The following is an 8696-nucleotide window of genomic DNA, read 5'->3' as shown; positions in this document are numbered from 1 at the left end:
CGGCATCCGCGCCGGTCATGCGCCACCCGCAGCCTTGGCGGCCTCGCGGACAAGCTCGGCGATGAGCGCCTCTTGCTCGGCGCGGAGCATCGCCTCCCGCTCCATCTGGCCGACGTCCATGCCGGACGCCGCGGCCTGGGCCCGGCCCTCCTTGCCGAGGGCACCGGTGGAACGGATCAGGTTGAGCATCTGCTCGCCGCGCTCCGTGCCGGCGGCGAGCAGAGACCAGCGGACGGCCGGTTTGCCGCCGTCGTTGCCGACCAGCGGTGCCGCACCGGCTGCGGCCTGCTGGTCGGTGACGGTGGACATGCGCTTGCAGGCGTGCCCGATCGTAGTGTGCGACGGGCTGCCGCTGTCGCTCTTGGACCACGGGCCGGCGATGTGGACCCACCACGCCGACTCCTGGATCTCGGCGATGGTCAAGCCGGGCCGGCCTTGGTCGGACTCGTGCTTGAGCATGGCCAGGATCAGGTCTTCGGCGCGCATGTGCGGCTTCTGCGACGGCTGCACGCCCTGACCGGCGGCACCGAACATGGCGGCGAGGTCGGCGGGGAACGCGGTCGACTCGACCGGGTCGGACTCGGACTGCAGGCGTTCCCGGCCGGACTTCGTCTTGCCGAGCTCCCACAGGTCCATCAGCCCGTGCTCCTCGAACACGGCGATCGTCTCCGGCGGCAGGGTCGGGGCGAACAGGATCTGCTCGCCCTCGGGGGTACCGTTCGGACGGCGCATCCGGTAGACGAGCGAGTCCGGGTTCTGCGGATCGCGGGGGATGAACGCGGCCCGGTACGCCACCGGCGTGCCGCGCATCTCCTGCATGACGACCATGCCGGGCAGGGTCGGCAGGTCGGACGGCTTGATCCCGCCGGTGTAGCCGGTCAGGCGGGCGGTGTGGTCGGTGACCCGCATGAGCTGGGAGCGGATCTCGTTGAGCTGCTCACGGAGGTTGTTGTCGCCCATGTCGGCCAGGCCGCCGCCCTGCGTCGCCGTCTCGGCCATGATCGCGGTGGCGCGCTGGAGACGGACCATCTCGGTGAGCATGGTGACGAACTTCGGGTCCTTCATGTGCATGTGGAACTCGTCCCAGATCGCCCGGATCGGCGGGCCGCCAGCGTCGCAGTCCCAGGTCGGGTCGGCGACGACCTCCATGCCGCCGAGACCGGTTGTGGTCCGCATGTTGATCCACGCCTGGCGGCGTTTCATCTCCGCCCACAGCGACTCGCGGATGATCTCCCGGTGTTCGATGGTGTGCCCGACCGGGACGATGCCGTAGAAGTCGACGTAGTCCATGGCGTTCTTGCCCGCGTCGTGGAGGATCGGCAGGATCCCGAGGAGCAGGTCGCCGTACACGGTGCCCTGTACGAGGACGGACTTGCCGGTGCCGGTCACACCGACGGTGTTCCCGCCCCCGGCCTGCCCGGGGGTGAAGTGCCGCTTGTAGACGCCTTCGCCGCGGACGCCCCGGCCGGCGAACGCCCACCGGACGCCCTTGCGGTCGACGAACACGCCGCTCGCGCCCGGGTGCGTGACGGCTTCCGCGAGCGGGAACGTCTCGGAGATCATGACGAGGCCGTGATTGATCAGCGGTTCGGGCTTGTCGCCCTCACCGACCCGGTTCGGCTGGTACTGCAGGTCGAGCATCGCCACGTCGATCTCCAAGACGTCGGCAAGCCACCGCTTCATACCAACGAACGGCGACACGTCCCCGTTGCGCGGGGTGAGGACGCCGGGTGCGGCTTTGACCAGGTACTCCCAGCCGATGACGACCTCACCGTCACCGTCGGCGGCGGTCAGCTTCCGGGTCTGGCCGGCGACGACCTCGGTCCGGGCGATGTCGAATCCGGCGGCGCCGTTCGCGGCCCGGGACGCGGCGATGACGTGCTGCCAACGCTCGGCGAACTTCCGGCCGGCGTCGTCGGGGGTGTCGTGCTCGGCGGCGATCTTCCGTGCCTCGGCGGCCGCGGACTCCTCCGCGGCACGCTGCGCTTCGGCGGCCTCGTGCTCCTGCCGGGCGGTCTCGGCACGCTCGGCCTCGATCCGCTCCTCCTCAGCGCGTGCCTGCGCTTCGGCGTGCACGGCGGCCGCGCGGGCGGCGGCCTGCCGGCGGGCGACCATGTCGGCCCACGGCCGGTAGTTGACGACGGCGATGAGCAGGGCGCCGAGCATCGACATGAGGAACCCGCGGAAGTTCGCGAGGTCCGCGCCGATCGCCTCGGCGATGACGAGCCACACACCGGTCGCGAGGACTCCGGAGGCGATCCAGCGGGCGCGGGACCGGGCGCGGGCGCGCAGGTGCCGGGGCAGTTCGCGGAGGGTGTAGCCCATGCGGCGGGCGTAGACGAGCTCGCCCGCGTACACGGTCAGGTAGGCGAGGACGGTTCCGCCGACGGCCAGGCACGTGCCGACCGCGATGCCGGGCAGCGTGTCGAGGTTCGTCAGGAGCGAGTAGTCCGCGACGAGCGCGCCGGCGGACACGGTCAGGGACGGCACGTGCTCGCGCAGGTCCCGGCCGGCACGTTCGGCCTCGGCCCGGCCGGCCGCGCGGATCTGGGCGATGCGGGTGCTTGTCGCATCCGCGATCCGCTGGCGGCCAGCGGCGGCCGCGTCGGCGAGCCAGCCCTCCAGCCAGCCGCGTGCAGCGGCTTTCGGATCACCGTCGGACGCCTCGGCCCGGCCGGGAAGCAGCCGGGCGCCGTGGTCGGCGCAGAACTGCTTCTTCGGCATGCCGGGGTCGTCGTCGCGGGGGAACACCCACTCGCCGGTCTTGCACGTCTCGGAGGCCGGGCACAGCCACCACACGCCGACGGGCAGGTCGCGGCTGTCGTCGACGGGGCGTTCGTGGTCGTGCTTGACGATCGGGCCGCCGTCGGTCTCGCGCCAGTGCCGGGTCATGACGACCCCGGCCGGGAGGGCGTTCTTCGCGGGCGCCGGTGGCCGGGCTGTCGTGGCCGGGGCGGTGATGGTGTTGGTCATCGGGTTCTCCTTCCGGGGCTGGTCCGGGAAACTCGGCGCCGCCCGGCGCGGGTCCGGGCGGCGCGGGGCTCCACGGCCGTCAGCCGGCCCGTCGCTGGGAGTCGACCCAGGCGCCGTCGGCGCCGAGGGAGTGCAGCTGCTCCTGGGCGACGCGGACCTGGAAGTTCGCCATGGTCGCGGCCCGGACGGACTCGGCGCCCTTGTGGACGAGTTTCTTGCTGCCGTCGACGATCTGGGTCAGCATTTGCGCGATGATCCGGATCTCTTCCAGGGAGATGCGCTCCCCGAACGACGCGGTGAGGTAGTTCGCCATCTCCTCGGTCGTGGTGGCCTCGGCCAGCAGGTCCCGGCCGACGTCTTCGAGGACGTCGAGGGCGCGGACCGCCTGACCGAGCAGGACGATCATGCGGACCATGGACACGTTCGCGGCGCCGGCCGCGCCGGTCCCGGACGGCATGGCCATCGCCCCGCCGGACCGGGGCGCGATACCCCCGCCGCCGATGTTCGCCAGGTTGCTCACGGATGTTCTCCTTCGCTCAGAAGATGTCGATGTCGGTGATGTGGACGAAGCGGTCGCTTACGCGTCCGCGTCCCGGAGCGCCTGGCCGTTGCGGTAGCCGGGCCGCGGCTGGCCGGCGCTGCTGGACACCTCGGCTTCGAGGTCGGCGAGCCTGGCGTCGTAGCTGGCGGTCCGCGGGTCCGGGCCGGGCGTGGCGTCCTGGCCGACGGGAACGAGGTCCCGGTCGACGGCCGGCGGGTCGGGGATGACCTCGGCGTCGAGGATGCCGTCGTCGGTGCTGGCCGGCGCTGGGCCGGGGGTGAGCCCGTCCCAGTCGGTCTGCTCGCCGGTCGCGGTGACCGGCTCGCCGCCGGCCTGCTCCTTGCCGTCGTCGTGGCCGCTGGTGCGGGGCTTGGTGGTGCCGGGCCGCCACCAGCCGGGCTCGCCGGCGTCGCGGCGGTCGCGGGCGTCGGCGCGGCCGTCGTCCCAGCCGGTCTTGAACCGGCGCCAGCCGACGATCGCCCCGTTCCACAGGCGGGCGGCGACCCGGCCGACGGTCTCACCGCTGTCGGGCTTCTCGCCGCGGGTGGCGGGGTCGGCGCTGAACCAGTCCCGGGTGGCCCGCCGGTGCCGGTCCCGGTCGGCGCGGTCCGCGTCGAGCCAGGAGAGGGCGTCGGCGTACCGGTCGGCGCGCCGCTGCTCGCGGGTCTTCTCCAGCTGCTCGCGTTCGTCGGGGTCGCCGTGAATCAGGTAGTCGAAGCCGAGGATCAGGCCGGCGACGACCAGGCCGGCTCCACCGGCGACCGCGGTCATGATGGCGGTGAAGGCGACGGCGGACTTGGCGTTCTCGTCGCCGCCGGGCTGCTGGGTGGGCTTGGTCATGAGAACGCTCCGAAGATGACGGTGATCGTGTCCTGGCCTCGGTTCTGAATGTCGGCGTAGACGGCCTGGGGGAGGACGAAGAGGATCGGGATGGCGTACATGGCGGCCCACTGGGACCATTTCTCGGGGATGAAGTCGCGGATCCAGTCGCCGGCGCCGGCGATGAGGAAGCCGATGGCGGTGACGGCGAAGACGACCCGCAGGATGATCAGGAGACCGGAGCCGAGGTAGGCGGCGATTCCGGTGTCGATGTACGCGAACGCAACGATGTGCACGAGCCCGATGAAGATCGACACGATGAAGGCGTAGTACATCCAGAGCGGCTTGTGCCCGGCGGCGTTGTGGGCCTGCTTGAGGATCCGGTGCCCGTAGAAGATCGTGATCGCGGAGATGATGATCGCCGAGACGAGGTTGGTGACGCCCTCGGCGCTGGTGAACAGGGCGACGATCGCGGCCCAGCCGATCGGGACGAGGGTCGGGATCCAGAACCCGGCGTTGAACGCGGCGTCGTCGGGAGTGCCGTCGGACAGGTCGTGGACGAGCTGCGCGCCGGACTCGATGGCCCGCCATCCGGCGACGACGGACAGCACCCCGAAGATCGCGGCGACGATCCCGCCGAACCCGGACCCCCAGCTGATCACCCATTGGGCGGCCGGGATGGTGCCGTAGGCAAGGGCGAGGCCGGATGCGACGACGAGCGCCAGCGTCATCGTCTTGATGACCCGCAGCTTGTTCCACTTCTTCGACTTGGTGGCGGTGGCGGTGCCGCCGGCCTGGCCGGTGCCGGGCTGTCCGGCCCGTCCGGCGCCGGCGCGCAGGCTGGCCTTGGTGGCGGTGGCGAGGAACTGCATGGCGAACCAGCGGATGCCGAACCCGGCGATGATCGCGGCGATGTGCCAGGCGTGCGAGTTGAACCAGTCGATCACGGGTGTGCTCCTTTCGGGCTAGACGTGGGCGGCGACGGCCCAGGCGGTGAGGGCGAGGATCAGGGCGAGGGTGGCGATCGCCGCAGTCGTCTTGGACGCGCCGGCGGTTTTCGCGATGGAGTGAGCGAGGGCGAGCCAGGCGAGCTGGAGCAGCCCGGCGACCGCGGCGGCCAGCTGCCCGGCGAGGCCGTGACGGACGTCGTCGCGGTCGAGCCAGAGGGTGTCGAGCGCGTCGGCGGGCGTGGGGAGCGGCTGGGCGGCGATCGGGTGGTCGCGGAGCGCATCGGTGGCGTCGGTGTAGTGATCGGACTCTGCGTGATCGGTGGTGGGTTCGGTGACGGCCGGTGTGATGTGCGTTCCGCCGCGGATGACTCGCAGCGGCGGCCGTCCCGGCGTGTTTGCGCTGGTGGAGCGCGTGGGGCGGGTGGGGTTTCCGATGTGCGTGCGCGCACGCACATCCTCCGCTCCGCTACTTTGAGTCATCGTTTCTCCCGTCGTTGAAGGGCCGGCTACGGCTGCTGGCGGCGGTGGTGGGCGACGAACCGGGTTGCCCCGGCGGTGACGACGGCCGCTCCCAGCGGCAGCGCCCAAGCGGTCCCATCGAGTGCCTGAGAGGCGACTGCCGCGGCGCCGATGAGGAGCGCGGACGCGGACGCGCCGGTGACCGTCACCCCGATCCCGGTCGACTTCGGCACGGGCGGCAAGGGCGGTGGCGGGCCGGGTGGGTTCTCCGTGAACGGCACCAGGTAGTGACGGGGGGCGGTGACGGCCGGGGTGACGGTCGTCCGGATCTGCAGGTCGGTCATGGTTAGCTCTCCTCGGTGTTTGTGCTGCTCAAGTCGGTGGTGACGCGTTCGAGCGCGGCGGCGATGTCCGCCGTAGACGCGCCAGACTGGAGGTCGCGGCGCCAGCGGATCGCCAGGTCTCGGCCCTTCGACTCGGCGCTGCCCGCGGCCTTCGCCATCCGGGTGCCCCGGGCCTCAACGCCAAGAGATGCGCAGGTCAGCCAGTACTCGCGCATCGCAGACGCCTTCGTCTCGCCGTGCGCGAGGACGGCCTGGGCGCGCTGCTCGGCGTACTGCTCAACCTGCTCATCCGTCATGCCTGCGCGGATCGCAGGTGCCGTGAGCTGGTAGTTCGTGTCGCGGCGCGCGGTCGGGGCGGGCCGGGTGGTCTCACCGGGCACGGCCGGGATAGTCGCGGTGGCGTTGTAGAGCGGCGCGCACGTCGTGATGACCGCCCACTCCGCCCACAGCGCCTCGATCCGGCGCGGGAACGCCATCTTGGTAACGCGGGCGACGTCGTGCCACCAGTACTTCTCGCCGGCGTGCTGCCGCTTGCGGCGCTCGACGTCGTCGGCGACCCCGACGTACAGCAGCTGACCTTCGCGGTCGAAGCAGCGGTACAGGTAGGTGAGTGGGTCGCGCACGGTCAGTTCTCCTCGGTGCTGTGAGAGTGCCCGTTGGTCCCGGCGGTGACCGGCGGGCGCGGCTCGGGGATGGGCGACATCGGGATCGGCATGTCCGGCGCGGTGCTGGTGTCCGGCTCGTCGCTCTTCAGCCACCGCGAGATGGTCTTCGTGGACACGTTCAGCCGCCGGGCGATCTGCTCGTGGGTGAGGGCGTCTTCGTCGCGGAGTTTCCGGGCCTTGGCCTGCGCGGACGTGGTCTTGGTGTCCGGTCGCGGTGTCCGGTTGGATGTCCGGTCACGGCGCGCCTGGGTGTCCGGTCGTGGTGTCCGGTCAGCGACGGCGGCGGTGACCGGTCGAATGTCCAGACGGGTGGCCGGTCGGGTGTCCAGTGCGGCGTCCGGACTGATGTCCGGCGCTTGTCCGGTCACGATGTCCACCGCGCTGTCCGGAACCATGTCCACCCGTTGTCCGGTCACCGTGTCGAGTCCGGTGTCCACCGGGCTGTCGGGTGCGGTGTCCGGTCGCGTGTCCACCTGATGTCCGGACGGCTGTCCACCGCGCTGTCCGGTCACCGCGTCCGGCGCGTGTCCGGTCATGTCCGGTGCGGATGTCCGGTGCGGATGTCCGGTGATGGCGAGCCGGACCTGGCCGCCCCACGGGGACACGTCCGCGACCGCGGCCCGGGTCGTGCCGTCGGCGACCTGGTAGAGCAGGGCCAGCTGCTCCCGGACCGCGCGGATCGCGGCCTGGTCGGTGCCGAGCTGCAGGTGCTCGTTCGCGGCCTCGGCCTGCCGGCGCAGCGAGCGGGCGGCGAGCTGGACCCGCCATTTCGCGGACTTCGTCTCCTGGAGCAGGTGGAGCCGGTACGCGGTCCGGGCGAGTCGGGCGAGGCGGCGAGCCTTGGCGACGTCTTCGATGCCGCGTGAGGTCGGCTCGGCCAGGCGCAGCCAGACGAGGATCCGTTCGGGGGTGAGCGCCCAGTGGATCTGGCCGGGTTTCCGGGACCCGGCGGGCCGCTTCTCCGGGTGCTTGGTGAGCCAGATGTCCAGCTCTTCGACGAGCTCCTCGACGACCATGTACGCGGCGACCGCGGCGACGAACCAGCGGAACGCGCCTTCGTCGGTGCTGGTCGCGTGGATCGAGGCGAGGAAGGCGGAGCCGGCGGCGATGCCGTAGATGACGCGGGCGCCGTGGCCGAGGCTGCCGTGCCGGTAGATGTGCCGTCGGGTGCGCCGGAACGCGGAGATGATCTGCGCTTCGGCGAATGCGAAGAGGACGAGCCGGATCGTCCAGTGGAAGGACAGGACGTCGGCGAAGAACTTCCACATGCCGGTCGCGAGGACCGCGGTGGCGATCAGGGCCGTGATGCGGGTGATGGCCCGGTCGGTGGGGGTGAGTCCGCCGGGCTCGGTGGGCGCGCCTCCGGCGGTGCGGGTCCGGCGGAAGCGGCCGGTGACCTTCCAGGCGAGGAGCGCGAGGAGGGCGACTGCGGCGGCGGCCTGCCAGTGGCCGGTGGCGTATCCGAGTGCGTCGGGCGCGAGCTGCTGCCACCACGGCACAGCGTTCGGCTCGGCCGGGGCCGCCGGCGGGGAGCCGGTGCCGTAGTCGGGGGCGAACAGGTTGCTCACGGCAGTCGGTGGCATGCGAGCAATCTTGCCACACGTGCTAGCAAGTTGCTAGAAATTTCTTGGAATTTCGCTAGGATCGTTTCATGACCCTCGCCCCCGAATCTCCGCCGCTCGTGGAAACGATCCGCGCCACCCGACTCCCCCCGCCGAGCGAATGCCGCGCTATCCGCCAGCGATCCGGCGCCACCCTTGCCGAGGTCGCCGCTGAGGTCGGCGTCGACCCGATGACCATCTCCCGCTGGGAACGCGGCCTCAACAAGCCCAACCGGGCCCGCGCCATCACCTACCGGCACCTCCTCGACGCTCTCGCCGCGATCGGCACCGGATGAACCCCGCCGCACCGCAGGCAGGCATTCATCCACTGATGGCGAAGGGGT

At 71.5% G+C, this 8696-nt stretch carries 9 protein-coding genes; 1 reads left to right on the top strand and 8 read right to left on the bottom strand.

From position 1 onward, the window contains the following. Nucleotides 1–15: 15 nt before the first annotated feature. From OP04_RS08540 to OP04_RS49350, 8 genes are all read right to left on the bottom strand, one after another. On the bottom strand, nt 16–2973 hold the full coding sequence (locus OP04_RS08540) for a hypothetical protein (RefSeq protein ID WP_033338953.1): 2958 nt from the start codon (nt 2971–2973) through the stop codon (nt 16–18). 79 nt (nt 2974–3052) lie between these two features. After that, the gene (locus OP04_RS08535) at nt 3053–3493 is read right to left on the bottom strand and encodes a hypothetical protein (protein WP_033338952.1); all 441 of its coding nucleotides are present in this window, start codon (nt 3491–3493) and stop codon (nt 3053–3055) included. 57 nt (nt 3494–3550) lie between these two features. Then, on the bottom strand, nt 3551–4354 hold the full coding sequence (locus OP04_RS08530) for a hypothetical protein (RefSeq protein WP_033338951.1): 804 nt from the start codon (nt 4352–4354) through the stop codon (nt 3551–3553). Further along, a complete protein-coding gene (locus OP04_RS08525) occupies nt 4351–5280 on the bottom strand; it encodes a hypothetical protein (RefSeq protein ID WP_033338950.1) in 930 nt (309 codons plus the stop codon). Before OP04_RS08525 ends, OP04_RS08530 begins: the two co-directional genes overlap by 4 nt. 18 nt (nt 5281–5298) lie before the next feature. Then, the gene (locus OP04_RS08520) at nt 5299–5763 is read right to left on the bottom strand and encodes a hypothetical protein (protein ID WP_157239501.1); all 465 of its coding nucleotides are present in this window, start codon (nt 5761–5763) and stop codon (nt 5299–5301) included. Between the two features lie 26 nt (nt 5764–5789). Further along, nucleotides 5790–6086 (bottom strand): hypothetical protein, encoded by a 297-nt coding sequence (locus OP04_RS08515; RefSeq protein ID WP_033338948.1) that lies wholly within the window; start codon nt 6084–6086, stop codon nt 5790–5792. 2 nt (nt 6087–6088) lie between these two features. Next, nucleotides 6089–6709 (bottom strand): GIY-YIG nuclease family protein, encoded by a 621-nt coding sequence (locus OP04_RS08510; protein WP_033338947.1) that lies wholly within the window; start codon nt 6707–6709, stop codon nt 6089–6091. 2 nt (nt 6710–6711) lie between these two features. Further along, the gene (locus OP04_RS49350; protein WP_157239499.1) at nt 6712–8334 is read right to left on the bottom strand and encodes a helix-turn-helix domain-containing protein; all 1623 of its coding nucleotides are present in this window, start codon (nt 8332–8334) and stop codon (nt 6712–6714) included. Between the two features lie 68 nt (nt 8335–8402). Between OP04_RS49350 and OP04_RS08500 the strand changes: the two genes are divergently transcribed. Next, on the top strand, nt 8403–8648 hold the full coding sequence (locus tag OP04_RS08500) for a helix-turn-helix domain-containing protein (RefSeq protein ID WP_033338946.1): 246 nt from the start codon (nt 8403–8405) through the stop codon (nt 8646–8648). Nucleotides 8649–8696 lie beyond the last annotated feature (48 nt).

The sequence above is a fragment of the Catenuloplanes japonicus genome, from assembly GCF_000717135.1.
In the GTDB taxonomy this organism is placed as follows: Bacteria; Actinomycetota; Actinomycetes; order Mycobacteriales; family Micromonosporaceae; genus Catenuloplanes; species Catenuloplanes japonicus.
This window is presented reverse-complemented; position numbering and strand designations above follow the sequence as displayed.

Bases quoted from the DNA above. Each gene is read 5' to 3' on its own strand.
- OP04_RS08530 (WP_033338951.1), bottom strand. From the start codon at position 4,354: ATGACCAAGCCCACCCAGCAGCCCGGCGGCGACGAGAACGCCAAGTCC.
- OP04_RS08540 (WP_033338953.1), bottom strand. From the start codon at position 2,973: ATGACCAACACCATCACCGCCCCGGCCACGACAGCCCGGCCACCGGCG.
- OP04_RS08500 (WP_033338946.1), top strand. From the start codon at position 8,403: ATGACCCTCGCCCCCGAATCTCCGCCGCTCGTGGAAACGATCCGCGCC.
- OP04_RS08515 (WP_033338948.1), bottom strand. From the start codon at position 6,086: ATGACCGACCTGCAGATCCGGACGACCGTCACCCCGGCCGTCACCGCC.
- OP04_RS49350 (WP_157239499.1), bottom strand. From the start codon at position 8,334: ATGCCACCGACTGCCGTGAGCAACCTGTTCGCCCCCGACTACGGCACC.
- OP04_RS08520 (WP_157239501.1), bottom strand. From the start codon at position 5,763: ATGACTCAAAGTAGCGGAGCGGAGGATGTGCGTGCGCGCACGCACATC.